Source organism: Amycolatopsis xylanica (assembly GCF_900107045.1).
In the GTDB taxonomy this organism is placed as follows: domain Bacteria; phylum Actinomycetota; class Actinomycetes; order Mycobacteriales; family Pseudonocardiaceae; genus Amycolatopsis; species Amycolatopsis xylanica.
Genome location: NZ_FNON01000006.1, coordinates 31,505 through 58,462 on the forward strand (window position 1 = coordinate 31,505; position 26,958 = coordinate 58,462).

The 26,958-nt window shown below is 69.2% G+C and carries 30 protein-coding genes; 24 read left to right on the forward strand and 6 right to left on the reverse strand.

The genetic code is table 11. The features are described 5' to 3' along the window. Positions 1-40 precede the first annotated feature (40 nt). From BLV57_RS26765 to BLV57_RS26850, 18 genes are all read left to right on the forward strand, one after another. Positions 41-1,573: a bifunctional uroporphyrinogen-III C-methyltransferase/uroporphyrinogen-III synthase gene (locus BLV57_RS26765; RefSeq protein ID WP_091293336.1), complete on the forward strand. Its 1,533-nt coding sequence runs from the start codon at positions 41-43 to the stop codon at positions 1,571-1,573. 146 nt (positions 1,574-1,719) lie between these two features. After that, positions 1,720-2,136, forward strand: a complete 417-nt coding sequence (locus BLV57_RS26770) for a hypothetical protein (RefSeq protein ID WP_143047156.1) — start codon at positions 1,720-1,722, stop codon at positions 2,134-2,136. 69 nt (positions 2,137-2,205) lie between these two features. Then, the gene (gene hemB / locus BLV57_RS26775; protein WP_091293340.1) at positions 2,206-3,180 is read left to right on the forward strand and encodes a porphobilinogen synthase; all 975 of its coding nucleotides are present in this window, start codon (positions 2,206-2,208) and stop codon (positions 3,178-3,180) included. Between the two features lie 125 nt (positions 3,181-3,305). After that, positions 3,306-4,199: an Ldh family oxidoreductase gene (locus BLV57_RS26780; RefSeq protein WP_091293342.1), complete on the forward strand. Its 894-nt coding sequence runs from the start codon at positions 3,306-3,308 to the stop codon at positions 4,197-4,199. 9 nt (positions 4,200-4,208) lie between these two features. Continuing rightward, a complete protein-coding gene (locus tag BLV57_RS26785; protein ID WP_091293344.1) occupies positions 4,209-4,652 on the forward strand; it encodes a hypothetical protein in 444 nt (147 codons plus the stop codon). Next, a complete protein-coding gene (locus BLV57_RS26790; protein WP_091293346.1) occupies positions 4,649-5,086 on the forward strand; it encodes a hypothetical protein in 438 nt (145 codons plus the stop codon). Before BLV57_RS26785 ends, BLV57_RS26790 begins: the two co-directional genes overlap by 4 nt. Further along, the gene (locus BLV57_RS26795; protein ID WP_091293347.1) at positions 5,083-5,427 is read left to right on the forward strand and encodes a hypothetical protein; all 345 of its coding nucleotides are present in this window, start codon (positions 5,083-5,085) and stop codon (positions 5,425-5,427) included. The genes BLV57_RS26790 and BLV57_RS26795 overlap by 4 nt, the downstream gene beginning before the upstream one ends. A 52-nt stretch (positions 5,428-5,479) precedes the next feature. Further along, complete coding sequence (locus BLV57_RS26800; RefSeq protein WP_245757535.1) at positions 5,480-6,685, forward strand: efflux RND transporter periplasmic adaptor subunit; 1,206 nt, start codon at positions 5,480-5,482, stop codon at positions 6,683-6,685. Further along, positions 6,682-7,374 carry an ABC transporter ATP-binding protein gene (locus BLV57_RS26805; RefSeq protein ID WP_091293349.1) on the forward strand — a complete coding sequence of 231 codons (693 nt, stop codon included), beginning with the start codon at positions 6,682-6,684 and terminating at the stop codon, positions 7,372-7,374. The genes BLV57_RS26800 and BLV57_RS26805 overlap by 4 nt, the downstream gene beginning before the upstream one ends. Further along, complete coding sequence (locus tag BLV57_RS26810) at positions 7,371-8,567, forward strand: ABC transporter permease (RefSeq protein ID WP_091293351.1); 1,197 nt, start codon at positions 7,371-7,373, stop codon at positions 8,565-8,567. Before BLV57_RS26805 ends, BLV57_RS26810 begins: the two co-directional genes overlap by 4 nt. A gap of 5 nt (positions 8,568-8,572) precedes the next feature. Further along, entirely contained in the window at positions 8,573-9,076 is a 504-nt protein-coding gene (locus BLV57_RS26815) for a hypothetical protein (RefSeq protein ID WP_091293352.1), read from the forward strand. A gap of 22 nt (positions 9,077-9,098) precedes the next feature. After that, positions 9,099-10,403, forward strand: a complete 1,305-nt coding sequence (gene hemL / locus BLV57_RS26820; RefSeq protein WP_091293354.1) for a glutamate-1-semialdehyde 2,1-aminomutase — start codon at positions 9,099-9,101, stop codon at positions 10,401-10,403. Beyond that, a complete protein-coding gene (locus BLV57_RS26825; RefSeq protein WP_091293356.1) occupies positions 10,400-11,026 on the forward strand; it encodes a histidine phosphatase family protein in 627 nt (208 codons plus the stop codon). The genes hemL and BLV57_RS26825 overlap by 4 nt, the downstream gene beginning before the upstream one ends. Further along, positions 11,023-11,589 (forward strand): TlpA family protein disulfide reductase, encoded by a 567-nt coding sequence (locus tag BLV57_RS26830; RefSeq protein WP_091293357.1) that lies wholly within the window; start codon positions 11,023-11,025, stop codon positions 11,587-11,589. Before BLV57_RS26825 ends, BLV57_RS26830 begins: the two co-directional genes overlap by 4 nt. A 150-nt stretch (positions 11,590-11,739) precedes the next feature. Beyond that, positions 11,740-12,513: a cytochrome c biogenesis CcdA family protein gene (locus tag BLV57_RS26835; RefSeq protein ID WP_091293359.1), complete on the forward strand. Its 774-nt coding sequence runs from the start codon at positions 11,740-11,742 to the stop codon at positions 12,511-12,513. Next, a complete protein-coding gene (resB, locus tag BLV57_RS26840; RefSeq protein ID WP_245757536.1) occupies positions 12,510-14,063 on the forward strand; it encodes a cytochrome c biogenesis protein ResB in 1,554 nt (517 codons plus the stop codon). Before BLV57_RS26835 ends, resB begins: the two co-directional genes overlap by 4 nt. Positions 14,064-14,065: 2 nt before the next feature. Then, positions 14,066-15,037, forward strand: coding sequence for a c-type cytochrome biogenesis protein CcsB (gene ccsB, locus BLV57_RS26845; RefSeq protein ID WP_091293360.1), 972 nt, complete (start codon positions 14,066-14,068; stop codon positions 15,035-15,037). A 67-nt stretch (positions 15,038-15,104) separates the two neighbouring features. Beyond that, positions 15,105-16,394, forward strand: a complete 1,290-nt coding sequence (locus tag BLV57_RS26850) for a MinD/ParA family ATP-binding protein (protein ID WP_091293362.1) — start codon at positions 15,105-15,107, stop codon at positions 16,392-16,394. A 62-nt stretch (positions 16,395-16,456) separates the two neighbouring features. Here BLV57_RS26850 and BLV57_RS26855 read toward each other — a convergent pair whose 3' ends face one another. Continuing rightward, positions 16,457-16,636, reverse strand: coding sequence for a hypothetical protein (locus BLV57_RS26855; protein WP_091294192.1), 180 nt, complete (start codon positions 16,634-16,636; stop codon positions 16,457-16,459). A gap of 194 nt (positions 16,637-16,830) precedes the next feature. After that, a complete protein-coding gene (locus BLV57_RS26860; protein ID WP_037366226.1) occupies positions 16,831-17,043 on the reverse strand; it encodes a BldC family transcriptional regulator in 213 nt (70 codons plus the stop codon). Between the two features lie 192 nt (positions 17,044-17,235). On the opposite strand from BLV57_RS26860, the gene BLV57_RS26865 reads away from it, so the two are divergent. From BLV57_RS26865 to cds1, 3 genes are read left to right on the forward strand one after another with little or no spacing between them, the layout of a single operon-like run. Further along, positions 17,236-17,712, forward strand: coding sequence for an Lrp/AsnC family transcriptional regulator (locus tag BLV57_RS26865; RefSeq protein WP_176968836.1), 477 nt, complete (start codon positions 17,236-17,238; stop codon positions 17,710-17,712). An 11-nt stretch (positions 17,713-17,723) separates the two neighbouring features. Beyond that, a complete protein-coding gene (locus BLV57_RS26870) occupies positions 17,724-17,987 on the forward strand; it encodes a DUF4229 domain-containing protein (protein ID WP_091293363.1) in 264 nt (87 codons plus the stop codon). Further along, positions 17,984-19,063: an L-cysteine desulfhydrase Cds1 gene (gene cds1, locus BLV57_RS26875; protein ID WP_091293365.1), complete on the forward strand. Its 1,080-nt coding sequence runs from the start codon at positions 17,984-17,986 to the stop codon at positions 19,061-19,063. Before BLV57_RS26870 ends, cds1 begins: the two co-directional genes overlap by 4 nt. On the opposite strand, the gene BLV57_RS26880 is transcribed toward cds1, so the two are convergent. The 3 genes from BLV57_RS26880 to BLV57_RS26890 all read right to left on the reverse strand — a co-directional run bounded on the left by BLV57_RS26880 (position 19,049) and on the right by BLV57_RS26890 (position 22,184). Further along, positions 19,049-19,921 (reverse strand): 1,4-dihydroxy-2-naphthoate polyprenyltransferase, encoded by an 873-nt coding sequence (locus BLV57_RS26880; RefSeq protein WP_091293367.1) that lies wholly within the window; start codon positions 19,919-19,921, stop codon positions 19,049-19,051. The two genes, cds1 and BLV57_RS26880, sit on opposite strands and share 15 nt — an antisense overlap. Before the next feature lie 192 nt (positions 19,922-20,113). Continuing rightward, positions 20,114-21,241 carry an o-succinylbenzoate--CoA ligase gene (gene menE, locus BLV57_RS26885; RefSeq protein WP_091294194.1) on the reverse strand — a complete coding sequence of 376 codons (1,128 nt, stop codon included), beginning with the start codon at positions 21,239-21,241 and terminating at the stop codon, positions 20,114-20,116. A 19-nt stretch (positions 21,242-21,260) separates the two neighbouring features. Next, on the reverse strand, positions 21,261-22,184 hold the full coding sequence (locus tag BLV57_RS26890; RefSeq protein WP_091293369.1) for a 1,4-dihydroxy-2-naphthoyl-CoA synthase: 924 nt from the start codon (positions 22,182-22,184) through the stop codon (positions 21,261-21,263). Between the two features lie 52 nt (positions 22,185-22,236). On the opposite strand from BLV57_RS26890, the gene menD reads away from it, so the two are divergent. The 3 genes from menD (at position 22,237) to BLV57_RS26905 (ending at position 26,114) form a co-directional block, all read left to right on the forward strand. After that, on the forward strand, positions 22,237-23,925 hold the full coding sequence (gene menD, locus BLV57_RS26895; protein WP_176968837.1) for a 2-succinyl-5-enolpyruvyl-6-hydroxy-3-cyclohexene-1-carboxylic-acid synthase: 1,689 nt from the start codon (positions 22,237-22,239) through the stop codon (positions 23,923-23,925). 133 nt (positions 23,926-24,058) lie between these two features. Next, a complete protein-coding gene (locus BLV57_RS26900) occupies positions 24,059-25,582 on the forward strand; it encodes a M1 family metallopeptidase (protein ID WP_091293372.1) in 1,524 nt (507 codons plus the stop codon). Positions 25,583-25,655: 73 nt separating this feature from the next. Then, a complete protein-coding gene (locus BLV57_RS26905; RefSeq protein WP_091293373.1) occupies positions 25,656-26,114 on the forward strand; it encodes a DUF3592 domain-containing protein in 459 nt (152 codons plus the stop codon). Here BLV57_RS26905 and BLV57_RS26910 read toward each other — a convergent pair. Beyond that, complete coding sequence (locus BLV57_RS26910; protein ID WP_091293375.1) at positions 26,080-26,916, reverse strand: inositol monophosphatase family protein; 837 nt, start codon at positions 26,914-26,916, stop codon at positions 26,080-26,082. The genes BLV57_RS26905 and BLV57_RS26910 overlap by 35 nt on opposite strands. Positions 26,917-26,958: the final 42 nt, after the last annotated feature.

Sequence of the window (26,958 nt, forward strand, 5' to 3'; positions counted from 1 at the left end):
CGGGATGGACTACGGCCGCTTACGAGGAGAAACGCAAACGATGACCCCCGCGCGTAAGACCACAGGGCGTGTCGCCTTCGTGGGCTCGGGCCCTGGTGACGCCGGTCTGCTGACCGTCCGCGCCCAGGAGCTGCTCGCCAAGGCCGAGGTCGTGGTGACCGACCCGGACGTACCCGCCGGTGTGCTGGCCTTCGCCAGCGCCGAGGCCGAGGTCCGCCCGGCCGTCGGTGAGCCGGCCGAGGTCGCGAAGGACCTGACCAACGAGGCCAAGGCAGGCCGTCTGGTGCTCCGGCTCATCGCCGGTGACCCGCTGACCCAGCCCGCCGTGGTCGCCGAGGTGCAGGCCGTGTCCCGCACCAGCGCGGTCTTCGACATCATCCCGGGCGTCTCGCCCGGCGCGGCCGTCCCGGCCTACGCCGGTGTCGCGCTCGGCGGTACGCACGTCGAGGTCGACGTGCGTGAGGAGATCGACTGGGCCGCGCTGGCCAAGTCGGCTGGCCCGATCGTGCTGAACGCCACCTCGAGCCACCTGGCCGAGGCCGCGTCGCAGCTGGTCGAGCACGGGCTGCCGTCGTCGACCCCGGTCGCGGTGACCTCCAACGGCACCATCAACACCCAGCGCACCCTCGACACCACGCTGCAGTCGGTGTCGCAGGACGCCGGTGAGCTCGTCGGCCCGCTGATCGTCACCATCGGCCAGGCGGCCGGGCAGCGCTCCAAGCTGTCGTGGTGGGAGTCGCGCGCGCTGTACGGCTGGAAGGTGCTGGTGCCTCGCACCAAGGAGCAGGCTGGCGAGATGGCCGAGCGGCTTCGCGGCCACGGCGCCACGTCGCACGAGGTGCCGACCATCTCGGTCGAGCCGCCGCGCAGCCCGGCCCAGATGGAGCGCTCGGTCAAGGGCCTCGTCGACGGCCGGTACCAGTGGATCGTCTTCACCTCCACCAACGCGGTCCGCGCGGTGTGGGAGAAGTTCGAGGAGTTCGGCCTCGACGCGCGTGCGTTCTCCGGTGTGAAGATCGCCTGCGTCGGCGAGTCGACCGCGGCCAAGGTGCGCTCGTTCGGCATCATCCCCGAGCTCGTGCCGACCGGTGAGCAGTCCTCCGAGGGCCTGCTGGCCGAGTTCCCGCCGTACGACGACGTGCTGGACCCGGTCGACCGCGTGCTGCTGCCGCGCGCCGACATCGCCACCGAGACCCTGTCGGCCGGTCTGCGTGACCGCGGCTGGGAGATCGACGACGTGACGGCCTACCGGACCGTCCGTGCGGCTCCGCCGCCGGCCGAGACCCGCGAGATGATCAAGACCGGCGGTTTCGACGCGGTCTGCTTCACCTCGTCCTCGACCGTGCGGAACCTCGTCGGCATCGCCGGCAAGCCGCACACCCGCACGCTGGTCGCGTGCATCGGCCCGAAGACCGCGGAGACCGCGGTCGAGTTCGGGCTCCGCGTGGACGTCCAGCCCGAGAAGGCCGACATCCCGCACCTGGTGGACGCGCTGGCGGAGCACGCCGCGCGCCTGCGTGCCGAGGGTGCGCTGCCGCCGCCGCGCAAGGCGAAGCGCGCTCGTCGTAGCTGAATTTGATTCGCAAAAAGGCCGCCTTTTCCGAGGCGGCCTTTTTGCGTTTCAGTGCTGGCTGAAATCTGTTCCTGAGTCGTCGGAGGTGTCGCTAACCTGGCCTCTTCCTGGTGAAACACATCAGGAATCGTCACTGGGGAGTGATTGTGAAACCCATTTCTCGTGCTGCCCGTATTACCGCCGCGACCGGTGCGGCGGCGTTCGGATTACTCGGTCTCGCGGGCACCGCGTCCGCGACGCAGGAGGCGGTGACCCCGTTCTCGGTCTGCAGCCCGGCCGGGTGTGACGCGCAGCGCGTCGACGGCACCGTGGAGTACCTCTCCGGCCAGAACCGGGCGCGGATCGTGGTGAAGCTGACCGACACCACGCCACCGGAGCGGTTCATGGTGGGCAAACTCGAGCTGACCGGCTGGCTGGGCAGCCAGAACTGGACGCTGCAGTCCAACGGCCAGTCGAAGGAGTTTGTGCTGACCTCTGAGGAGATCGCGCCTGTCTCGCTGGCTGTCTCCGCCTGCACCAACCCGCCGTCACAGTGCAACAAGGTGAGCGTGCCGGTTCGCTGAGTGAGGGCCCCTTCCACCAAGCCCGGCTTGGTGGAAGGGGCTCACCCGGGCAGGCGTAACCTTGGGGGAGTGTTCCCAGAACATCGTCCCCGCAGACTCCGTGTAACCCCGGCCATGCGCAGGCTGGTGGGGGAAACCACGTTGAGGCCCCGTCAGCTGATCCTGCCGATGTTCGTGGCCGAGGGCGCGACCGAACCGCGCCCGATCGCGAGCATGCCGGGTGTCGTCCAGCACACCCGTGACTCACTCCGCAAAGCCGCCGTCGCCGCCGTCCGTGGCGGGGTCGGCGGTCTGATGATCTTCGGTGTCCCCGAAAAGCACGACGCCACCGGCTCCGGCGGCATCGACGAGAACGGCATCCTCAACGTCGCGCTGCGCGACCTGCGTGCCGAGCTCGGCGACGAGACCGTGCTGATGGCCGACACCTGTCTCGACGAGTTCACCGACCACGGCCACTGCGGCGTGCTCGACGTCGACGGCAAGGTCGACAACGACGCCACGCTGAGCGTGTACGCCGAGATGGCCGTCGCGCAGGCCGAAGCTGGCGCGCACATGGTCGGCCCGAGCGGCATGATGGACGGCCAGGTCGGCGTCATCCGCCGCGCGCTCGACCAGACCGGGCACACCGACGTCGGCATCCTCGCGTACTCCGCGAAGTACGCGAGCGCGTTCTTCGGGCCGTTCCGCGAGGCGGTGAACTCGCAGCTCAAGGGCGACCGCAAGACGTACCAGCAGGACACGGGCAACGCGCGCGAGGCGCTGCGCGAGATCGAGCTGGACATCGCCGAGGGCGCCGACATGGTCATGGTCAAGCCCGCACTGTCCTATTTGGACGTCATCAGGTCCGCCGCCGACCTGTCGTCGGTTCCCGTTGCGGCGTACAACATCTCGGGCGAGTACGCGATGGTCGAGGCCGCCGCGGCCAACGGCTGGCTCGACCGTGAGCGCACGATCCTCGAGGTGCTCACCTCGATCCGCCGCGCGGGCGCCGACGTCATCCTCAGCTACTGGGCCGCCGAAGCCACCGCCTGGCTCAACGACTGACCCCGAAAGTCTTGGGGGGTAAGGGGTTTCGGGGTTCGTTACCGCCGGATGGCGGAATCACCTCTTCCGGTGGGAGGTCGCCGGGTTCGTTGACAGCAACGATAACGATCATCACTCTCGGTTAAGTGCCTCTCAGACCTCGAACCAAACCACAGAGCATCGAAATTCCCGAGCAGGCGCGCACGCGGGTCGACGTCGACACGCTGATCGGCTTCGCGGCGGACGTCTTCGTCGCGTACGGCGTCGGGCCGTTGCAGGCCAGATGTGCCGCCGAGGCGCTGTGCTACGGCGACCTCGTCGGCCAGCCGGAGCACGGGATCACCAACCTCTTCCGCACCTACCTGCCGATGCTCGAGCAGGGACTCATCGCGCCCGACCCGGAGCCGCTGGTCATCGCCGACCGGGGCGCCGCCGCGCTGATCGACTACCGGCACGGGCTCGGCCTGTGGGCCGTCAGCCACGCCATGGACCGGGCGGTCGCCAGGGCCTCGCGCAACGGCGTCGGCCTCGTCTCGCTGCGTGGGGTGAGCCCGTTCGGCCGCGCCGGTTTCCATGCGGCCCGCGCACTTTCCCAGGGCATGATCGGCATGGTCATGGCCACCGGCAGCGTGCGCGAGGGAGTCAATCCGCTGGGCGTCGCGGCGCCGGCGGGCGCGTATCCGTCGTTCGTGTTCGACCTCGACTCGACCGCGCAGGCTGGCGGGCTGACGTTGATGGTGGAGGTGTTCGCCGGTCTGCTGTCGGGGGTCGACGACCACGACCACGACACCGGGCTGATGGCGCTGGCCATCGCGCCGACCGCGTTGCGCAGCGCCGACGGGTTCTACCGGGCCGCGAGCGCGTTGTTCGGCAGCGTGCTGGGCTGGGAGAGCGACGTGCCGATCCGGTATCCGGGCTGGCCGGAGGCCGAACACGCCGAGCAGTGCCGGGCGCTGGGGGTGCCGCTCGACGGGCGGACGCATCGTGATCTCGCCACGCTGGCCGGTCGGCTCGGACTCAGGCCGCCAACGACCAATTAAGCTGCCCGGGTGAGTGACGAGACGCCGACCGAGGTGAAGGTCTCCTTCTGGCTGTGGGTCGCCGCGGCGGTGTTCATGGTCGCGGCGTACCTGAGCCTGTTCATCCTCCGCCAGCACTTCATCGACGAGCAGGTGAAGAACAACGTCGACCCCAAGGCGACGGCCGACAAGATCGCCAGCGGGGCGACGTACTTCCTGCTGGCCATGCTGATCGGCGCGATCGTCATGGGCTGCTTGTTCGTGCTGTTCGCCTGGAAGGCACGCGAGGGCACCCGGTCGGCGCGCACAGTGCTGACCGGCCTGCTGATCGCGACCGTGCTGTTCCTGATCTTCATCAAGCTCAACGGCCTCGCGTTCCTGTTCGGGCCGCTGTTCGGGCTGATCGCGTTGCTGCTGATGTACCTGCCGAAGGTGCAGCCGTACTTCCCGAAGGTCGGCCGCCAGCTGCCATGAGCGACGAAGACCGATACCGCGAGCAGGCCGTCAGCTGGCTTGCGCTGATCTGGGGACCTGTCTTCGCGCTCGTCGGCTACCTGACCGAGCTGATCGGAGGCGGCCCGAGGCATGGGCTGACCTGGATCGGTGTCGGGCTCGGCCTGGCGCTCATCACGCTGCCGTGGGCGTACGCGCGGCGGCGATACCTGACCGTGCGCGTCACCAGGCTCGAACTGTGGCAAGGCCGCGAAGCGTTGCCGCTCGGCCAGATCAAGGAACTCGACGACGTCGGCACGCCGGTCGGCGCGCGGGTGCTCGGCGGCGGCTGGACGGTGCCGCGCAAGTACGACGAGTTGCCGATCCGGCTCGAGGACGGCACCGTGGTGCTGGCATGGGCCAAGGACGTCGAGGCATTGCGTGACGCGCTCAACGAAGTGAGGGGCTCCTCGTGATCGACCTTCCCCAGCCGACCGGGTCCGACCTCTGGCAGCCGCCCGACGAGCTGGCGCCGCTGCACCGGCCGGTGCGCGCGCTGGTCGCGCTCGGCGAGGTCATCGTCGCGGCCGTGCTCATCTGGCTCGGCTTCGTGTGCTGGGGTCACGCGCACACGGACCTGACGGTGATCAGCGCCGACGGCGCCCGCCTGGTGTCCACCCGCTGGTTCGGCAACTGGCTCGCCGGCGCGCTCGGGCTCGGCATTTTGTCCGTGTTGTTGCTGGTTGACGCCGTTCGCCAGCTCTCACTCGCCATCCGCGCCAAGCACCGCAAGCCCAAGCAGCCAGCTCACAGCTGACTCACAGGAAACCCCTAGGAAACCGACAGCGGGCGGGTCGACTGTTGCGCCCGTGAAACGTCGGACTTTGATTGTCAACGGGGTGCTCGTCGTCTTGCTCGGGGCGGCGGGTTTCGGGATATATCAGGCATTCACCCCGGCCACGAACACCGCGCAAGCACAGACCCGCAGCTCTCCGGTTCAGCGCGGCACGGTCACCGAGACCGTCTCCGCCGCGGGCACGATCGCGAGCGGGTACAGCGGTTCGGCGAACTTCGGCACCTCCGGCAAGGTCACCTCCATCAGCGTCTCGGTCGGCGACGTGGTCAGCACCGGCCAGCGGCTCGCGACCGTCGACGGCACGACCGCGACCAAGCAGCTGCAGGTCGCGAAGGCCAACCTCGCGGTGGCGAACGAGAACCTCAGCAACGCCGACACCGCCAACGGGCAGAGCACGACCGCCTTGCAGGCCAAGGTCGACCAGGCCCAGCTGGACGTCGAGACCGCGCAGAACGCCGTCAACGCCACGGTGCTCACCTCGCCGGGCTCCGGCACGGTCACCGCGATCAACGGGACCGTCGGGCAGCAGGTCGGCTCGTCCTCCGGAAGCGGTGGCCAGCAGCAGTCGGCTTCGGGCAGTGGCTCCGGTTCGGGCAACAACAGCCAGTCGTCCAGCAGCGCTTCGTCGAGCAGCAGTGCGTTCATCACGATCACCGACATGACGAACCTGGTGGTCAACACCTCCGTCGCGGAGATCGACGCCTCGAAGGTCAAGGCCGGGCAGAAGGCGACCGTGACCATCAACGCGCTGCCGAACGCGCCCGTGCAGGCCACGGTCAGCAAGATCGACCTGACCCCGACAGCCAGCGGCAACGTCGTCGCGTACGGCACCCAGCTGACGCTCGCCAGCCCGCCTGACGGCCTGCGGCCCGGCCAGTCCGCGAGTGTCGTGATCACCGTCGCCGAGGCCGATGACGTGCTGAGCGTGCCAGCCGCCGCCGTGACGACGGCCGGGAACGCGAGCACAGTCGTGGTCGAGGACGCCGCAGGGCAGACGTCGACCAAGACCATCCAGATCGGCGTGCGCGGTGAGTCCACTGTGGAGGTCAAGTCCGGGCTGAACGAGGGCGACCGGGTCGTCGTGACCGCAGCATCGCCCGGTACCACGAACAACGGGCGCACCGGCGGATTCGGTGGCACAGGCGGATTCGGCGGCAATGGTGGCCAACGTACGGGCGGCACCGGCGGGTTGCCGGGTGGAACCGGTGGCCGAGGATGAGGCCGGTCATCGCGGTTTCGGGGCTGCGTAAGACATATGGCTCGGGTGACACGGCCGTCCACGCGCTGCGCGGCGTCGATCTCGATGTGATGCCGGGCGAATACGTGGCCATCATGGGCGCGTCAGGTTCAGGTAAGTCGACGCTGCTGAACATGCTGGGCTGCCTCGACGTGCCGACCGCGGGGGAGTACGAACTCGACGGCTTCCCGGTCAGCGAACTCAACGAACGCCAGCTTTCCTTGCTGCGCAACAGGAAGATCGGCTTCATCTTCCAGTCGTTCAACCTGGTGCCGCGCACTTCCGCACTGTCCAATGTGGAACTCCCGCTGATCTACGCGGGACTGCGGCGTGCCGCGCGGCGCGAACGTGCGCTGGCCGCGCTGGAGATGGTCGGGTTGTCCGATCGCGCGAAACACCTGCCCAGTGAGCTTTCCGGCGGTCAGCAGCAACGCGTCGCGGTCGCCCGCGCGCTGGTCACCGGACCCGCGATGCTGCTCGCCGACGAGCCGACCGGCAACCTCGACCGGGCCAGCACCGCCGAGGTGCTCGGCGTGTTCGACCGGCTCAACGCGCTGGGCCGCACGGTCGTGGTCATCACGCACGAGGACGAGGTCGCCGCGCACGCGCACCGGGTGATCCGGGTCAGCGACGGGGTCATCGTCTCCGACCTGCTGGCAGGCGTCGCGTGAACCTACTGGAGATCCTGCGCTTCGCGGTCCGCGGGCTGACCGCGAACAAGCTGCGCTCGGCGCTGACCACGCTCGGCATCACGATCGGCGTCGCCGCGGTGATCCTGCTGGTCGCGGTCGGCAACGGCGCGTCCGCGTCGATCACGGCGAGCATCCAAGGGCTCGGCACCAACGTGCTCAACGTCTCGCCTGCGCGCGGGCAGGGCTCGGCGGCGCGGCCGTTGACCACCCAGGACGCGCACGCGCTGGTCGACCCGGTCGGCGCGCCGGACGTCAAGGCCGCATCGCCGGTCGTCAGCACGTCCGCGACCGCGACCTTCGGGCAGACGACCTACGACCTGCCGTCGGTCACCGGCACCGAACCGGCGTACTTCACCACGACGAACCGGGCCGTCGCCGACGGCGCGCTGTTCACCGCCGAGGACGTGACGGCCGCGCGCAAGGTGGTCGTGCTCGGGCCGACCGCGGCCCAGTCGATCTTCGGCACGGCCGAGCCGGTGGGGCAGCGGGTGCTGCTCAACAGCATCCAGTTCACCGTGATCGGCGTGCTGCAGGCGAAGGGCGCGACCGGGCTGCAGAACGCGGACGACGTCGCCATCGCGCCGCTCACGGCCGTGCAGAACTCGCTGACCGGCTACGGGAACCTGAACCAGATCGCGGTGCAGGCGACCACGGCCGACTCGGTCTCGCTCGCGCAGGCCGAGGTGACCGCGATCCTCAACGCCCGCCACGGCGTGGTCGCTGGTCGGAACCCGGACTTCCAGATCCAGAACTCGGAGCAGCTGCTGGCGACCCGGACTTCGGCGACGGAGACGTTCACGGTGCTGCTGGCCGCGGTGGCCGCGATCTCGCTGCTCGTGGGCGGGATCGGGGTCACCAACATCATGCTGGTCACGGTCACCGAGCGGATCCGCGAGATCGGCATCCGCAAGGCGATCGGGGCGCCGAAGTCGGCGATACTCGGCCAGTTCCTCGCCGAGGCGACCATGCTCAGTCTGTTCGGCGGACTGCTCGGCGTCGCGATCGGCGTGCTCGGCAGCCGGTTCACCATCGCCGGGATCACCCCGGTCGTGGTGCCGTCCTCGATCGTGCTCGCGTTCGCGGTTTCCGCGCTCATCGGGCTGTTCTTCGGTAGTTATCCCGCGAATCGGGCTGCTTCCCTGCGGCCGATCGACGCTCTCAGGCACGAGTAGGAGCCATGACCCAACCCACTCCGGAAGAAATCGTCGCCAGCCCGGCCGTCACCGGTGACCTGGACAAGGAGATGAAGGCGGTGGCCAAGCCGGTCGGCAAGGTCACGCTCATCCTCGGCGGGATCCTCGTCGTCGCGGTCGCGTTCGGCGGCGGGGCCTGGACGCACTCCGCGCTGGCCGGTTCGTCGACGCCCTCTCGTACCGGCCAGGCCCGGCCCAGCGGTCAGCCGCAGGCTCCCGGTGGTCAAGGGCGCCAGGGCGGCTTCGGCCGGGGCGGCACGGCGGGCACCATCGAACGCGTCGACGGCTCGACCATCTACGTGAAGACCATGCAGGGCACGGAGGTCGCGGTGTCCACTTCGGACTCGACGACCGTGAACGTGACCCAGCCGGGCAAGGTCACCGACCTGAAGACGGGCGCGACCGTGCTCGTCCAGGGCCAGGCGGGCGCGGACGGCAAGGTCGCGGCGCAGTCCATCACCCAGCAGCCCGCCCGCTCCGGAGGCTGAGCGGGTTTGCGAGACTGGCCGGGTGACTTCTGAAGTCGATCAGTCCAAGGCATGGTTCGAGCGGGCGAAGGCTGCCACGCCTGGCGGGGTCAACTCCCCGGTCAGGGCGTTCAACTCGGTCGGCGGCACGCCCCGGTTCATGGTGCGCGGCCAGGGCCCGTACCTGTGGGACGCCGACGGCGCCCGCTACGTCGACCTGGTGTCCTCGTGGGGCCCGATGATCCTGGGCCACGCGCACCCCGACGTCGTCGCGGCGACGCAGGCCGCGGCGAACTCGGGGCTCTCGTTCGGCACGCCGACCATCGGCGAGGTCGAGCTGGCCGAGGAGCTGATCTCGCGGGTGCGGCCCGTCGAGCGGGTCCGGCTGGTCAACTCCGGCACCGAGGCCACGATGAGCGCGATCCGGCTGGCGCGCGGGTTCACCGGCCGGCCGAAGATCATCAAGTTCGCCGGCTGTTACCACGGTCACGTCGACGCGCTGCTCGCCGAAGCCGGTTCGGGACTGGCCACGCTGGGCCTGCCGACTTCGCCGGGCGTCACCGGCGCGCAGGCGTCGGACACGATCGTGCTGCCGTACAACGACCTCGCCGCCGTGCGGAAGTCGTTCGAGGACAACAAGGGCGAGATCGCCGCGGTCATCACCGAGGCGGCGGCTGGCAACATGGGCGCCGTCGCGCCGATCGACGGTTTCAACGCGGGCCTGCGTGAGATCACGCGCGAGAACGACGCGCTGCTGATCATGGACGAGGTGATGACCGGCTTCCGCGTCTCGCGCGCCGGCTGGTTCGACATCGACGGTGTCGCGGGCGACCTCTACACCTTCGGCAAGGTCATGTCGGGCGGGCTGCCCGCCGCGGCGTTCGGCGGTCGCGCCGACGTCATGGCGAAGCTCGCGCCGTCCGGGCCGGTTTATCAAGCGGGCACGCTGTCTGGGAACCCTGTCGCCGTCGCGGCCGGGCTCGCGACTCTGCGGGCGGCCGGTCCCGAGGTCTACGCGAAGCTGAACGAGAACGCTTCGCGACTCGGAGATCTCTTCGGCAGCGCGCTCACCGAGGCCGGTGTCACGCACCGAGTCCAGTACGCGGGCAACCTGGTGAGTGTGTTCTTCACCGAGTCCGAGGTCATCGACTACGACGGCGCGAAGGCCGCGGAGACCTGGCGTTTCCCGGCGTTCTTCCACGCGCTGCTCGACGCGGGCGTCTACGCGCCTCCGAGCGCTTACGAAGCGTGGTTCGTCAACGCCGCGTTGGACGACGAAGGGTTCGAAGTGATCGAAAACGCACTGCCCGCCGCCGCCCGCGCGGCCGCCGCGGCGGTGAAGCCATGACGACCGTCGTCCACATGCTTCGCCACGGCGAGGTCCACAACCCCGAGAAGATCCTCTACGGCCGCCTGCCCGGTTTCCGGCTTTCCGAGCGCGGCCAGCGGCAGGCGCTGACGGTCGCGGAGGCCGTCGCGGGCCACGACATCGTGCACGTCGTCGCGTCCCCGCTGCAGCGCGCGCAGGAGACCGCCGCGCCGATCGCGGGCGCGCACCGGCTCGACGTCGCGACCGACGAGCGGCTGATCGAGGCCGACAACCAGTTCGAGGGCAAGCGGGTCGCGGTCGGCGACGGCGCGCTCCGCCAGCCCCAGCACTGGAGCAAGCTCCGCGACCCGTTCACCCCGTCCTGGGGCGAGCCGTACCTCGAGATCGCGCACCGCATGCTCGGCGCGGTCTACCGCGCGCGTGCCGCGGCCGACGGCCACGAGGCGCTCTGCGTGTCGCACCAGCTCCCGATCTGGACGTTGCGTCGGTTCCTGGAGGCCAAGCGCCTCTGGCACGACCCGCGCAAGCGCCAGTGCTCGCTGGCCTCGTTGACCTCGCTGGTCTTCGAGGGCGAAGAGCTGGTCCGCATCGTCTACAGCGAGCCCGCGGGCACGACCGACCCGAAGGTGACCGGCGCATGAAACGCGTCCTGGTGCTCGTCCTGTTCCTGCTCGCCGGCTGCAGCGCCGGCAAGGACGCGGTCTCCCAGGGCAGCAGCTTCTCGTTCGTCGCGCCCGGCGGCAAGGTCGACATCACCTATCCGGTCGCCGAGCGCCAGACCGCGCCGGCGCTGTCCGCCGACGACCTGATGAACGAGGGCAAGCAGCTCTCCACCAAGGACTTCGCGGGCAAGGTGGTCGTGCTCAACCTGTGGGGGCAGTGGTGTGGCCCTTGCCGCAGTGAAGCCCCTGAGCTTGAGAAGGCTTATCAGGAGACGAAGGCTTCCGGCGTGCAGATGCTCGGCATCGACGTTAAGGACCCGGACCGGTCGGCGGCCCAGGACTTCATGCGCGACCGCGGCCTGACGTACCCGTCCCTCTACGACCCGGCCGGACGTTCGCTGCTGCAGCTCTCCGGTTACCCGCGCAACGTGATCCCGTCGACGATCGTGCTGGACAAGCAGCACCGGGTCGCCGCCGTCTACCTGCGCGAACTCCTGGCCTCGGACATCACCCCCCTGCTCCGCACCCTCGCCGCCGAGTAGCTCGTTTTTGCCCGAAAGTGGCTTTCGTCAGGTCGCATCTGACGAAAGCGACTTTCGGGTGATGCCATCTGACGAAAGCCACTTTCGGGGTTCGGCGGCCAGGTGGGACCCGGGCGGTTCACAGGAAGCTCACTCTTTAGGCTGGTCAGGGTGAGCAACCTGACCGAGCTGGCGATGAGCGGACCGTTGCTGCTCGCCGCCGGGGTGGCGCTGCTCGCCGGGATGGTGTCGTTCGCCTCGCCGTGCGTGGTTCCGCTGGTGCCGGGGTACCTCGCGTACCTCGCCGCGCTGGTCGGGGCCGACGCACCCGCCGTGAGCGCGGAAGAGGAGCGCAAGCGGGGCCGGTACGCAGTGGTCGGCGCGGCCGGGTTGTTCGTGCTCGGGTTCACCGTCGTCTTCGTGGGGACCATGGGGACGCTGGTCTGGCTCGCGGACGTCCTGCTGGTCAACGAGGATGTGCTGCAGCGGGTCGGCGGGGTTGTGACCATCGCCATGGCGCTGGTGTTCCTCGGCTGGATTCCCTGGCTGCAGAAGGAAGTGCGCTCGCACAAGGTGCCGCGCGGCGGGCTGTGGGGCGCGCCCGTGCTGGGTGCCGTTTTCGGGCTAGGGTGGACGCCCTGTCTGGGGCCGACGTTGTCCGGGGTGTTCTCGATCGCCACGGCGACCGGGGGGACGGCGGTGCGCGGGGTCGCGCTGGCGCTGGTCTACTGCGTGGGGCTCGGGGTGCCGTTCCTGCTGATCGCGTTCGGGGCACGCTGGGCCGTGCGGGCCACCGACTGGGTGCGGCGGCACGGCCGTCATGTGCAGATCTTCGGCGGGGTGCTGCTGCTGATCGTCGGCGTGCTGCTGGTGACCGGGCTGTGGGGCGAGCTGATCGGTGTGCTGAGGAATTCCGTTGTCTCCAACACGAAGTTGCCACTGTGACCACGACTGAAGAGCGGCCTGCCTACTCGGCGCCGAAGCTCGCGTTCCTCCGCAACGCCTGGCGTGGGCTCACGTCGATGCGTACCGCGCTGGTGCTGCTGTTCCTGCTCGCGCTCGCCGCGCTGCCCGGCGCGTTGCTGCCGCAGCGCACGCTCAACGCGCCCAAGACCGAGGCGTACATCACCGCGCACGGCTGGTGGGGTGCGCTGCTCGACCGCGCGCAGTTCTTCGAGGTGTACGGCAGCGTCTGGTTTTCGGCGATCTACCTGCTGCTGATGATCTCGCTCGTCGGTTGCCTCACCCCGCGCAGCTTCGAGTACGTGAAGTCGATGCGCGCGAAGCCGGTGCTGACGCCGCGCAATCTCGCGCGGATGCCGCACTACACGCGCTTCGTCACCGAGCGCACGCCGGACGAGGTGTTCGCCGACAGCCGGAAACGCTTGGGGCGCTGGCGGATCGCGCAGCACGACGACAGTCTTTCGGCCGAGAAGGGCTATCTGCGTGAGACCGGGAACCTGGTCTTCCACTTCGGGATGCTCGGGCTGATCGTGTTCTTCGCGCTGGGCAAGATGTTCGGCTACGACGGCCAGGTCATCGTGCAGGCCAACGGGAAAGACCAGTTCTGCAACTCCGGCATCTATGCCTACGACGCCTTCAACGCCGGCCTTCGTGTCGACGGGACCCAGCTGAATCCCTTCTGTGTCAGGGTGAACGACTTCACCGCGAAGTACACCGACATCGGCCAGCCGATCCAGTATTCGGCCAATGTGGAGTATCAGACCGCGGACGACCTGAGCACCTGGAAGCCGTACCGCCTCGAGGTCAACTCGCCGCTGCGCACCGGCGGCGAACGGCTCTACCTGCTCGGGTACGGCTACTCGCCGACGTTCACCGTCACCTACCCCGACGGCACCAGCCGCACGCAGACCATCCAGTGGCGGCCGGTGAACGAGCAGACCAAGCTGTCCGAGGGCGCGACGAAGTTCGACCCGCCCGGCATCACCGACCCGGCCGTCCGCCGCACCAAGCAGCTCGCGATCACCGGCCTGCTCGCGCCGACCGCGTTCCTGCACGGCAACGTGCTCACCTCGGCCAGGCCGGAGCTGGACAAGCCCGCCGTCGCCATCGACGTGCTGCGCGGCGACATCGGCACCGACAACGGCAAGGGCCAGTCGATCTTCGAGGTCGACCAGTCGCTGATCAACGACGGCAGGCTCAAGAAGGTCGCGCGCAAGAACCTCGAGGTCGGCCAGGACGTGGTGCTCGACGACGGCACGAAGATCCGCTTCGACGGCGCCCGGCCGTGGGTCTCACTGCAGGTCTCGCACGACCCGACCCAGGGCTACGTGCTCGTCTGCGCGATCGCCATGCTGCTCGGTCTCGGGGCGTCTTTGCTGGTCAAGCGGCGGCGGGTGTGGGTACGGGCGACACCGGGCGGCGAGGGCGAGGCAGGTACCGTGGTCGAGGTCGCCGGGCTCGCCCGCACCGACCAAGCGGGCTATGGCGAGGAGTTCACCCGGATCACCCGGGAGTTGGGTAAGGGGACCTGAGCATGCCGATCAACGAGACGCTGTCCCAGTACAGCGACTGGTCGTACACCACGGCGGCGGCGATTTACGTGCTGGCGCTGGTGTTCTTCCTCATCGAGCAGTCGTTCGGCGCCAAGGGCCGGGCCGCGGCCGAGCGGGCGAAGCAGAAGGTGCTGGTCGGCGCGGGTGGACCCGCCGTCACCGAGACCCCCGGCGTGATCACCACGCCGCCCCAGACCGGCCGCGCGGAGCGGATCGGCCGGATGGGCGCCGCGCTGCTCGTGCTCGGCGCGCTGCTGCACCTGACCGCGATCGTGCTGCGCGGGCTCGCGACGCACCGCGCGCCGTGGGGCAATATGTACGAGTACGGCATGGCGACGATGTTCGTCGCGGTCGTCACCTGGCTCGTGGTGATCAAGAAGTTCCCGGTGCGCCACCTCTCGGGGTTCATGCTGCTGCCGGTCGTGATCCTGATGTTCGTCAACGGCACGATGCTGTACACGATCGCCGCGCCGGTCCAGCCCGCGCTGCAGTCGTACTGGCTGGTCATCCACGTCTCGGCGGCCATCCTGTCCTCCGGCGCGTTCCTGGTGCCCGGTGTGGCCAGCGTGCTGTACCTGTTCAAGACCGCGAACGACAAGAACCCGGCCAAGTTCCCCAAGTTCGGCCCGAAGCTGCCCGACGCCGACGTGCTCGACCGGATCGCGTACCGGACGACCATCATCTGCTTCCCGATCTTCACCTTCGGCGTGCTCTGCGGCGCGGTGTGGGCCGAGGCCGCGTGGGGCCGATTCTGGGGCTGGGACCCCAAGGAGACCGTCGCCTTCATCGCCTGGGTCATCTACGCCGCCTACCTGCACTCGCGGGCGACCGCGGGCTGGCGTGGCACGCGCGCCGCGGTGATCAACGTGATCGGCTTCTCCGCGACCGTGTTCAACCTGTTCTTCGTCAACCTGGTCACGGCGGGCCTGCACTCGTACGCCGGGGTCGGCTGATGATCCACCTCACGCCCGGCTACCGTGCGTGGGTACGGCGTTCAAGGTAAGCGGGAGGAACACACCGGTGACCGGACCCAGCGAAGAACCGACCAACGGGCCCGTCGAACCGGCCGAAACCAGCTCGGCGGAGCCGATCTTCTCCGAGGAGCGGACCGATTCCACGCCGCACCCGAACTCGGGCGGCTACCAGGTCAACCCCAACAACTCAGGCCCGCACCAGGTGAACCCGGCTACGTCGGGACCGCACCAGGTCAACCCGAACGTTTCGGGGCCCTACCAGGTGAACCCCAACGTCTCCGGCCCGTACCCGGTGCCGCAGTACGACCAGAACCTGCCGCCGCTGCACCCGCAGCAGCAGCCCCAGTACCAGCAGCAGCCCGGTCAGCTGCCCCAGCCGCAGCACGGACGGCACGCACTCAACGGTGGCGCCGACCTGTCCACCGCGCACCTGGTCAAGCAGGTCAAGCGCCGCCCGCAGTCGGGCTGGCGCAAGGCGGTCTACGTCGGCTCCGGCAAGCTGATCAACCCGGGTGAGAGCCCGGCGGACACGAAGCGGCGCGAGCTGATCGGCCGGGTCAACCAGCCGCTGCGTGGCTGCTACAAGATCGCGATGCTGAGCCTCAAGGGCGGTGTCGGCAAGACCACGACCACCACCACGCTCGGCTCGACGTTCGCCTCGCTGCGCGGTGACCGGGTCGTCGCCGTCGACGCGAACCCCGACCGCGGCACGCTGTCGCAGAAGATCCCGATCGAGACCACCGCGACCGTGCGGCACCTGCTGCGCGACGCGGACCGGATCACCCGCTACAGCGACGTCCGCTCGTACACCTCGCAGGGCTCCAGCAGGCTCGAGATCCTGGCCAGCGAGCAGGACCCGGCCGTGTCGGAGGCGTTCTCCGAGGAGGACTACCGGCGCACGGTCAACCTGCTCGAGCACTTCTACAACATCGTGCTCACCGACTGCGGCACCGGCTTGATGCACTCGGCGATGAAGGGCGTCCTCGACGTCGCGGACTCGCTGGTGATCGTCTCGTCCGGTTCGGTGGACGGCGCGCGCAGCGCTTCGGCGACGCTGGACTGGCTGGAGGCGCACGGCTACGGCGAGCTGGTCAAGCGTTCCGTCGCGGTCATCAACTCGGTGCGCCCCAAGGGCGGCTCGGTCGACCTGGACAAGCTCTCCGCGCACTTCGGCGCGCGGGTGCGGGCGGTGTGCCGCATCCCGTTCGACCCGCACCTCGAAGAGGGCGCGGAGATCGAGCTGGACCGGCTGAACCCGGACACCCGGCTCGGGCTGCTGGAACTGGCCGCGACCGTCGCGGACGGCTTCGCGGGACCCCAGCAGCAGTATCGCTAAGCCGGGATAAAGCCCGCTTTACTCCGCGCCGGAGTAAAGCCCGCTTTATCCCGGGGTGAGGCTCAGCCTTCGTCGTCCCCGCGCTTGCGCTGCTGCTCACCGAGCTTGCGCAGGAAGTCGGGGTCGTCGTCGGGTGCGATCGTGCGTGGCCTGCTGGCCACCCCGACCCGCTCGGCGCCGAAGGCTCGCCACAGCAAGACGGCGACGGTGACAGCACCGATCAACGCGAGCAGGAAGAACACCATTTCGCCCGCTCCCTTCCGTATACCCCCGAGGGTAACCCAGGAAAGCCACAAAGGGCCGCGAGCGTGGCCGCCCAGACGGCCCCTGGCGGCACCGCGGGATTGCCCAAGTACAAACCCGGTACTAGGGCAATCCCGCGGCACCGCCAGGAACCGTCTGGGTATGCACTCACTCAAGAGCCGAACAGCGCGGCTCAGATCTTGCGGGTGGGCTCGCTCGCGTCGGTGGTGAGCTCGGCAAGGAGCTCGTTGACCTCGGACTCGCGGAACCTCCGGTGGCCCCCAGGGGTCCGGATGGAGCCGATACGACCGGCGGTCGCCCACCGGGTCACGGTCTTCGGGTCGACTCGGAACAACGCGGCGACTTCGCCCGGCGTGAGGAGTCGTCCTCCCATGGTCGCGGTCATTTTCCGCCTCCTTAACGACTTCGCTGCTATACCGGGGGCAGAACAGGCGCTCGCCTGCCTTCGCCGGGGTGCTAACACGGCAATCGTTGCATCTCACCCGTCAGGTACTCGAACGGTTGTCCAAGAGTAAAGAGCCCTTAAAGGATAAATCGGTCATGTCGTGAGCTTTGACACGGCCCATAGGGTGGGTCGGTGGATTCCCTGGATCGGAAGATCATCGCGGCGCTGCGGGTCAACGGACGAGCGACTTATGCCGACCTCGGCAGATCCGTGGGACTGTCCGCGTCGTCGGTGCACGAGCGGGTCGGGAAGCTCGAGGCCGCGGGCGTCATCACCGGGTATCACGCGGTCGTGAACCCCAGCGCCGTCGGGCTCGGCGTGACCGCGCTGGTCGGCATCCAGCCGACCGACACGGCCGAGGACGACGACGTCGCCGAGGCGCTCAGCCAGCTCGACGAGGTCGAAAGCTGCTACGCCGTCGCGGGCGACGAGGCCTTCGTGGTCAAGGTGCGGGTGTCGACCGTGGACGATCTGGAGCGCGCGCTCAGCAGGCTGCGCCGGATCGCCGGTGTCGCACGCACGCGCACGACGGTCGTGCTGTCCACCCGCTTCGAGGGCAGGGCGAACAACGCCAGCCTCGACAGCCCGAGCGTCAACAGCGGCGCGTAACCTGCTGGTTCGTGAGCACAGATCACCTGTACCGCGACCTGACTCTGTACATAGCCGCCCGCTTCGCGCTGGTCGCCGTCATCGCCGCGCCGCTGGCACTGGCGAATGTGCCGGTGCTGGTCGCGCTGGTGGTCGGGATCGTCGCCGGGCTGCCGCTGGGGATACTGCTGCTCCGGCCGCTCAACGCGCGGGTGACCGCCGGGCTGGCCAAGCGCAACGAGAAGCGCGCCGCCGAGCGCGCGAAGCTACGCGCGCAGCTGCGAGGTGAGTCGTGAGGCTCAACCGCCGCAGCTGGGTCCGTGAGGCCGTCCGGATCATCGAGGCCGACGCCAACCGCAGCGCCGACACGCACCTGCACGTCTTCCCGCTGCCGCCGGACTGGGGCATCGACCTGTACCTGAAGGACGAGTCCGTCCACCCGACCGGCTCGCTCAAGCACCGGCTGGCCCGCTCGTTGCTGCTCTACGGCCTGGTCAACGGGATGATCGGGCCGGAGACCGTGCTCATCGAGGCCTCCAGCGGCTCGACGGCGGTGTCCGAGGCCTACTTCGCGCGGATGCTCGGGCTGAGGTTCGTCACCGTGGTGCCGCGCAAGACCAGTCCCGAGAAGGTCGCGCTCATCGAGTTCTACGGCGGGGAGTGTCACTTCGTCGACACCCCGGCCGCGATGTACACCGAGGCCGAGCGCCTCGCGTCCGAGTGCAACGGGCATTACCTCGACCAGTTCACCTACGCCGAGCGCGCGACGGACTGGCGCGGCAACAACAACATCGCCGAGTCGGTCTACGCGCAGATGGTGTCCGAGCGGCACCCGATCCCGTCGTGGATCGTCGTCGGCGCCGGCACCGGCGGCACCAGCGCGACGTTCGGCCGGTACGTCCGCTACCGCAGGCACACCACGAAGATCGCCGTGGTCGACCCGGAGAACTCGTCGTTCTACGGCGCGTGGGAGACCGGCGCGCTCGACTACGCCACCGGGATGCCGTCGCGGATCGAGGGCATCGGACGGCCGCGCTGCGAACCGTCGTTCATCCCGACCGTGATCGACGAGATGATCCAGGTGCCCGACGCCGGTTCGCTGGCGGCCATCAGGCTGCTGCGCCAGCGCACCGGGCACTGGGCGGGCGGGTCGACGGGCACCAACCTGTACGGGGCCTTCCAGCTCATCTCGCGCATGCTCGACGAGGGCCAGGCGGGCAGTGTGGTGACGCTGCTGTGCGACGGCGGCGAGCGGTACGCCAACACGTACTACAACGACGAGTGGCTGACCGAGCAGAACCTCGACATCGCGCCCTACCAGGCGAAGTTCGAGAAGTTCCTGACGAGCGGGACGTTCTCAGCCGACGAATAGGCCGACGCTCGTGAGGATCGCCCAAGCGAGCATGGCGAACCCGGTGTCCCGCAGCGCCGGAATCAGCGCGCGGCCCTGCGCGTCCGAGCGGATCGCCTGGACGGACTTGATCAGCAGCGGCGCGCTGAGCAGCGCGAGCAGCGTGACCGGGTACGAGAACCACAGCGCGATGGTCATCACGTAGGGGACGGCCACCAGCGCCAGGTAAAGGCGGCGGGTGCCCTGGTCGCCGAGACGGGTGGCCAGCGTCCGCTTGCCCGCTTCGATGTCGGTGGGGATGTCGCGCAGGTTGTTGGCCACCAGCACGCCGGTCGAGAAGCTGCCGACCGCGACCGCGCAGGCGAGCGCGGCCCAGCTGAGCCGCCCGGCCTGGACGTAGACCGTGCCGAGCACGCCCGCCAGCCCGAAGAAGACGAACACGGCGATCTCGCCGAAGCCGTAGTAGCCGTACGGCTTCTTTCCGCCGGTGTAGAACCAGGCGCCGAGGATGCTGGCGCCGCCGATGACGAGCAGGAGCCAGCGGCCGGTCAGCACCACCGTGAGCAGGCCGAGCACGCCGGAGAGCGCGAGCGAGCCGAGCGCGGCGGCCAGCACCGCCTTCGGCTTGGCCTTGCCGGAGCCGACCAGGCGCAGCGGCCCGACGCGGTTGTCGTCGGTGCCGCGGACGCCGTCGGAGTAGTCGTTGGCGTAGTTGACGCCGATGATCAGCGCGAGCGCGACGAACAACGCGAGCAGCGAGCGCCACCAGGAGAACGCGTCCAGCGCCGCGGCGGCGCCGACCCCGGCGACCACGGGGGCCACGGCGTTCGGCAACGTCCGCGGGCGCGCCCCTTCGATCCACTCACTCACTGTCGCCATGGCGACATTCTTGCAAGATCAGCGAGAAGGCTAGGCGGTGGTCTCCGAGTTCACGGACCAGGTGAGCGTGCCGCTGTTCGGCAGCGCGGGCGGGACGGTGATCAGGAAGCTGAGCGCGGCTACGGCGGCGATGATTCGAGTGCGCATCACCCGAGTGGAGTCCGATCTTGGTTAATTGTCAACCAAATGCCGTCATTTTCCCGACGATAGTAGTGATCTGAGCACGGCGGCCCTGTCGATCTTGCCCGGTCCGCGCAGTGGCAGCTCGTCGACGAACTCGAACCGCTTGGGCACGGCCGCCGGACCGGCCGCCTTGCGCACGGCGGCGCGCAGCCATTCGATCGACGGCTCGCCGTCGGCGACGATGACCGCGACCACAGTCTCGCCCCATCGATGGTGCGGGACGCCGACCACGCAGGCGTCTTTGACGCCGAACTGGCTGATCAGGACCCGTTCGACGGCCGTGGCGGGCACCTTGACGCCGCCGGTGTTGATCATGTCGTCGACCCGCCCGAGCACTTCGAGCCTGCCGTCCTCGTCGATCCGGCCCCGGTCGGAGGTCTCGAACCAGCCGTCAGCGAAGCACTCGGCGGTCAGCTCAGGCTGGAGGCGGTAGCCGTGCGCGAGGGTGTCGCCGGAGATGCGGATGCGCTGGTTGTCGCCGAACTCGAAGCCGACGCAGTGGAGTGGGCGGCCGTCGTAGAAGCATCCGCTCGCGGTCTCGCTCATGCCGTAGGCGCCGACGACGCCCAACCCGGCACGTGTTGCCCGCTCGCGCACCTCGGGATGCAGGGGAGCGCCGCCGATGATGATCTTTTCGAAGGTCTTGAGCGCTTCCAGCGCCGGACCGCCCTTGTCGAGCACGTCGACGAGCTGGGTGGGCACGAGCGCGGTGTAGAACGCGTCGCCGTCCATCTTCTCGGCCCCTGACGCGAAGTCGCCGTCGTGCAGGATCGGCTCGAGGCCCGCGACGATGGACCGGGTGATGACCTGGAGGCCGCCGATGTAGTGCGGCGGGGTCGCCAGCAGCCACGGTCCGTGCGGGCCGATCGCCTCGTAGGTCGCGTTGGCGGAGGCCAGCAGTGCCTCGGCCGAGAGCAGGACGCCTTTGGGCGCGCCCGTCGAGCCGGAGGTGGCGATGATCACGGCCGTGTCCGGCTCGACCGGCTGGTCGGGCGCCATCGCGTCGCGCAGCGCCTTGGCGCCCGGGTCCTTGGCGTTGAGCGGCAGAACCGGCTGACCGCCCGCCAGCGCGTGCCTGAGGGCGTCCGTGAGCTCACAGACGCCCTCAGGACTGCCGTCCAGCCAGACTTCGCGGATCTTGGGGGTCACGGCGGGCTCAGTAGTAGTACGGGTAGCTGGACCAGTCGGGGTCGCGCTTCTGCAGGAAGGAGTCGCGGCCTTCGACGGCTTCGTCGGTCATGTAGGCGAGGCGGGTGGTCTCGCCAGCGAAGAGCTGCTGGCCGACGAGGCCGTCGTCGATCAGGTTGAAGGCGTACTTGAGCATGCGGTTCGCGGTCGGGGACTTGCCGTTGATCTCCCAGGCCCATTCGAGGGCGGTGGCCTCCAGCTCGGCGTGGGGGATCGTGGCGTTGACGGCGCCCATGGCCTCCATCTGGGCCGCGGTGTAGGAGCGGCCGAGGAAGAAGATCTCGCGGGCGAACTTCTGGCCGACCTGGCGGGCGAGGTACGCCGAGCCGTAGCCGCCGTCGAACGAGCCGACGTCCGCGTCGGTCTGCTTGAAGCGCGCGTGCTCCTCGGAGGCGAGCGTGAGGTCGCACACCACGTGGAGCGAGTGGCCGCCGCCCGCGGCCCAGCCCGGCACCACCGCTATCACCACTTTCGGCATGAAGCGGATGAGGCGCTGGACCTCGAGGATGTGCAGCCTGCCCGCCCGCGCGGGGTCCACCGTGTCGGAGGTCTCGCCGTCCGCGTACTGATAGCCGGACCTTCCGCGAATACGCTGGTCACCACCGGAGCAGAACGCCCAGCCGCCGTCCTTGGCGGAGGGGCCGTTGCCGGTGAGCAGGACACACCCGACGTCCGAGCTCATCCGCGCGTGGTCGAGCGCGCGGTACAGCTCGTCCACGGTGTGCGGACGGAAGGCGTTGCGGACCTCCGGACGGTCGAACGCGACGCGCACGACCCGCTTGCCTGAGCGAACCTCAGAGGAGCGGTGATACGTGATGTCGGTGAAGTCGAAACCCTCGATCGGGGTCCACAAGGCCGGGTCGAACAGCTCGGAAACCTGGGCGTCATCCACGTTTGGGAGAATAGGTGGCCATGAGTACTGACGAGACACCAGGAGACTGCCGGTGAATCCTTCCACCGCGCAGGCCAGGGTCATCGTCGATGAACTGGTACGCAACACGGTGTCCCACGTGGTGCTTTGCCCGGGATCCCGTAACGCGCCGCTCTCGATCGCGCTCTACGACGCGGCCGCGTCCGGCCGGGTGCAGGTCCACGTGCGGATCGACGAGCGCAGCGCCGGGTTCCTCGCACTCGGCATCGCGGCCAGGACCGGCCGTCCCGTCGCGCTGCTGTGCACCTCCGGCACCGCCGCCGCCAACTTTCACCCGGCCGTGCTCGAAGCCGACCGCGCCGGTGTGCCACTGATCGTGCTGACCGCCGATCGCCCGCCCGAGCTGCGCTCCGCAGGCGCCAGCCAGGTCATCAACCAGGCGCGTCTCTACGGCGACGCGATCCGGTACTTCGACGAGCTCGCCGTCGCCGAGCGCCGCGCCGGGCAGAACTCGTACTGGCGCAGCCAGATCTGCCGGGCGTGGAACGCCGCTTATGGCGAGTGGCGCAGCGGGCCCGTTCACCTGAACATCCCGTTCCGCGAGCCGCTGGTCCCGGACTTCGACTCGGATGGCGCTGTCGCGCTGGAGTGGTACGAATCACTCGAAGGCCGCCCCGGCGGCGCCAGATGGACCGAGCTGCCCGACTTCGGCGCGCTGCCGTCGTTCGTGGTCCCGTCCGCCCGCTGTGGGCTGGTCATCGCGTGCGACACCGGGGTGCAGGCGGCCAGTGAATGGGCCGAGCAGCACGGCTGGCCGGTGGTCTCGGAGACCGGGGGCATCGGGCTGGCGGGCGCGACCGCGATCTCGTCGGGCGCCTGGCTGCTGGGCGTCGAGGAGTTCATCCGCGAGCACAAGCCTGAGCAGGTGCTCTGCCTCGGCCGTCCGACCGTGTTCCGGCAGGTCCAAGCCGTGCTGTCCGATCCGGACGTCGAGGTGCTGCTCGTCCGTCCCGACTCCGACTGGCCCGCGCCCGCGCACAACGTCCGCCAGGTCGGGCAGTGGTTCGCCGAGCCGACCAAGCCCGCCGATCCGGAGTGGCTCGCGCACTGGCAGCGTGCCGACGCCGCCGCGCACGCCGCCGTCACCGAGGCGCTGGCGAGCGAACCGTGGCCGAGCGGGCTGCGGCTCGCTTCCGAACTCGTCGACGCGCTGCCGCCGGACTCGCTGCTGGTGGTCGGCTCGTCCAACCCGACCCGCGATATCGCGCTCGCCGGGCGGCTGCGCCCCGACGTGCTCGTGCACCGCAACCGCGGGGTCGCCGGCATCGACGGGACGGTGTCGACCGCGATCGGCGCCGCGACCGTCCACCGTGGCCACTCGTACGCGCTGATCGGGGACCTGACGTTCCTGCACGACACGAACGGCCTGCTCACCGGACCCGCCGAGCAGCGGCCCGACCTGACGATCGTGGTGCTCAACGACGACGGCGGCGGCATCTTCTCGCTGCTCGAGCAGGGCGCGCCCGAGCACAGTGCCAGCTTCGAGCGGGTGTTCGGCACGCCGCACGGCGCGGACCTCGGCGCGCTGTGCGCCGGGTATCACGTGCCGCACATCGTCGCCGAGACGCTGACCGAGTTCCGTGCCGCGCTGCGGCCAGAGCCCGGCCTGCGGGTGGTCGAGGTGCGGGTCGACCGCACCAGGCACCGCGACCTGCACGCCCGCGTGCGCGCGGCGGTGAAGTCGGCCGTCGCCGGTTCTTGATCCTGCTTCTTGAACCACTGTCAAAAGTTTTTGGTCATATTCCCACGTGGCAAGACCAACCTTTCGGCTGTTTCTCGACCATGAATCCCCCGATACGTTCAGCGCGCTCATCAGACTTCGGGAGGAATTGGTCATGCGGAAGAGAACTCGTGCCGGATTGGGCGCGGTGGCCGGAGGTGTCGCGGTCGCCCTGTTCGCATCCACGGCCGGTGCGGCGCCGGGACCTGGTGCGCCGGGTGTAGGCGATCCCTACTACCCGGGCGCCGGCAACGGCGGCTACGACGTCGCGCATTACGACATTCGGCTCACTTACCAGCCGTCGACGGACCTGCTCAACGGCACCACGACGATTATCGCGACGACCACGCAGGAATTGTCCAGTTTCAACCTCGATTTCGGACTCAAGGTCAAATCGGTCCGGGTGAACAATGTGCCCGCGCAGTTCACAAATGACACGGCCGACGGCGAGCTGATCGTCAAGCCCGCCAAGCCGCTCGCCAAGGGGCAGCCCATCACGGTCGCCGTCGCCTACGCCGACACGCCGTCCAAGGTGGTCATCGACGGCATCGCCAACGGCTGGAAGAAGACCCCGACCGGCGCGCTCGCCGTCGACGAGCCGCAGAGCGCCGCCTGGTGGTACCCGTCGAACGACCACCCGACCGACAAGGCGACCTTCGACGTCTCGGTCGAGGTCCCGAACGACGTGGTCGCGCTGTCGAACGGCTCGCTCGTGCGCACCGAGCGCAACCGCGCGGGCTGGACCCGCTGGTACTGGCGCAGCACCCAGCCGCAGGCGACCTACCTGACCTCGCTGGAGGTCGGCAAGTACGACGTCAACCTGCAGACCACGCCCGACGGCAAGCCGTTCATCACCGGCTACGGCAACGACCTCGGCGCCTCGCTCGACGCGGCCAAGGCCAGCGTGGAGCGCACCCCGGAGATCAACGAGTTCCTGGCGAGCAAGTTCGGGCCGTACCCGTTCGAAGCCCAGGGCGGGGTCGTGACCAGCGGGATCAACTTCTCGCTCGAGAACCAGACCCGGCCGGTCTACGGCGCGCGCAACTTCGCCAAGGGCGCGAACACCTCGCTCATCGCGCACGAGAACGCCCACCAGTGGTTCGGTGACTCGGTCGCGCTCGGCAAGTGGAGCGACATCTGGCTGAACGAGGGCTTCGCCTCGTACGCCCAGTTCCTGTGGTCAGAGGAGCAGGGTGAGGGCACCGCCGACGAGCTGGCGCAGTTCACCTACGACTCGATCCCGGCCGACGACCCGTTCTGGACGGTCCTGCCCGCCAACCCGGGCGCGGACAAGCAGTTCGACGACGCCGTCTACGACCGTGGCGCCCTCGCGCTGCACGCGCTGCGTAAGGCCGTCGGCGACGACTCGTTCTTCAAGATCCTCCAGACCTGGACGACCGTGAAGAAGGGCAAGACCGCGGTGATCCCGGAGTTCGTCGCGCTGGCGGAGAAGGTGTCCGGCAAGCCGCTGTACGACCTGTTCCAGACCTGGCTGTACACCCCGGCCAAGCCCGCCGTCGGCCCGAACGGCCAGACCACGGCTGCGGTCGCGGCGCGGGCCGTCGTGCACGAGCCGAAGTCGTACCAGCAGATCCACGAGACCCATCGCCTGCTGGCGGAGGAGCACCACCAGCACTGAGACGCGCTGCCCCGGCATGGTGCCCGCACCATGCCGGGGCACGCCGGTGTCACCCGCTGGGTACGCTCGCGGCGTGACTGCGAAAGGCGAGCGGGCTAGGCGCATCGGGTGGCGTGCCACCGTCGGTGTCGCTTCGCTGCTCACCCTGATGTGCCTCGCACTGCTGTTCGCCGCGATCCGCAACGACAACGCCATCGAAGGCCAGCTCGGCCAGGCCGAAGCGACAGTCGAGTCCGTCGCCTTCGACCGCACGATCATCCGCTACGACACACCGGACGGAATCGTCCACAGCCCCGCCAACGGTGTGCTCTACCCGAGCGGCCTCGCCGTGGGCGCGCGCGTCCGCATCGAGTACGACGCGGGTGATCCCGAACTCACCAGGGTCGCGGGCCGCACGTTCACCACGACGCTGGTGCCGCTGGGCATCACGATCCTCATCACCTGGCTGATCGCGACACCGGTGCTGTGGTGGATCCGGCGCCAGAACAAGCGCCAGGTCAGAGCAGCGCAGCCGTCTCCTGCCACCAGCTGAGCACCTCATCGGCCACGCTCGGCGTGGCCACCAGCACCCCGTCCGCCGGCAGCGCGGTGTCCTCACCATGCCGGTCCAGCACGACGGCCCCGGCCTCGATCGCCAGCGCGACGGAACCGGCGACATCCCATTCGCTGTAGCTGTGCAGCACGGCGGCGGTGGCGTGGCCGAGCGCCACCTGCGCGATCGAAAGCGCGGCCGACCCCAGCACCCGCACCCCCGCGTGAGCGGCCGCGGCCCGCTGGATGAACTCGCCCATCCCCGGCCAGGGCCCTGTCCTCGTCAGTTCGGTGCACACGATCGCGCCCGCCGGACTCGGCCGATCCATGAGCTTGATCGGCTTCCCATTCGCCCGTGCGCCGCGCCCGCGAGCCGCCGCGTAGATCTGCGCCCGGTAAGGATCGGCGACGACTCCGACGACCGGCCCCGAGGCATCGATCAACGCGAGGCTGTACGCACACCACGGAACCCCGGCGACGTAGTTCGCGGTCCCGTCGACCGGATCGACCACCCACCGGTATTCGGCGATATCAGCGCCATGGTCGGCCCCGAACTCCTCACCGACCACCGGAATCCCGGGGAATTCGGCGGCCAGCACCCGCCGGGTGTGCCGCTCGAGAATGCGATCGGTATCGGTGACCCAGTCGAACGGTGAGTCCTTGGTGTCGGGGTGCGCGCCGCGCCCGGCGGTCGCCGTGATGACATCGGTGGCGTCGTTGGCCAGTCGTCCGGCGACCTCGAGCGCCCTCGACAGCAGCCCAGGTTCGACGGGCTGCGGGGGCCTGGAGGACAAGAGGGTCATGCTTCTTTAGTGTGGGCTGCCCTGGTTTCCGGGACACGACCT

Coding starts and splice junctions, on each gene's coding strand:
- BLV57_RS26815 (WP_091293352.1), top strand. CDS start 8,573: ATGACCCAACCCACTCCGGAAGAAATCGTCGCCAGCCCGGCCGTCACC.
- BLV57_RS26765 (WP_091293336.1), top strand. CDS start 41: ATGACCCCCGCGCGTAAGACCACAGGGCGTGTCGCCTTCGTGGGCTCG.
- BLV57_RS26825 (WP_091293356.1), top strand. CDS start 10,400: ATGACGACCGTCGTCCACATGCTTCGCCACGGCGAGGTCCACAACCCC.
- BLV57_RS26860 (WP_037366226.1), bottom strand. CDS start 17,043: ATGACCGCGACCATGGGAGGACGACTCCTCACGCCGGGCGAAGTCGCC.
- BLV57_RS26830 (WP_091293357.1), top strand. CDS start 11,023: ATGAAACGCGTCCTGGTGCTCGTCCTGTTCCTGCTCGCCGGCTGCAGC.
- BLV57_RS26910 (WP_091293375.1), bottom strand. CDS start 26,916: ATGACCCTCTTGTCCTCCAGGCCCCCGCAGCCCGTCGAACCTGGGCTG.
- ccsB (WP_091293360.1), top strand. CDS start 14,066: ATGCCGATCAACGAGACGCTGTCCCAGTACAGCGACTGGTCGTACACC.
- BLV57_RS26900 (WP_091293372.1), top strand. CDS start 24,059: ATGCGGAAGAGAACTCGTGCCGGATTGGGCGCGGTGGCCGGAGGTGTC.
- BLV57_RS26805 (WP_091293349.1), top strand. CDS start 6,682: ATGAGGCCGGTCATCGCGGTTTCGGGGCTGCGTAAGACATATGGCTCG.
- BLV57_RS26790 (WP_091293346.1), top strand. CDS start 4,649: ATGAGCGACGAAGACCGATACCGCGAGCAGGCCGTCAGCTGGCTTGCG.
- BLV57_RS26880 (WP_091293367.1), bottom strand. CDS start 19,921: ATGGCGACAGTGAGTGAGTGGATCGAAGGGGCGCGCCCGCGGACGTTG.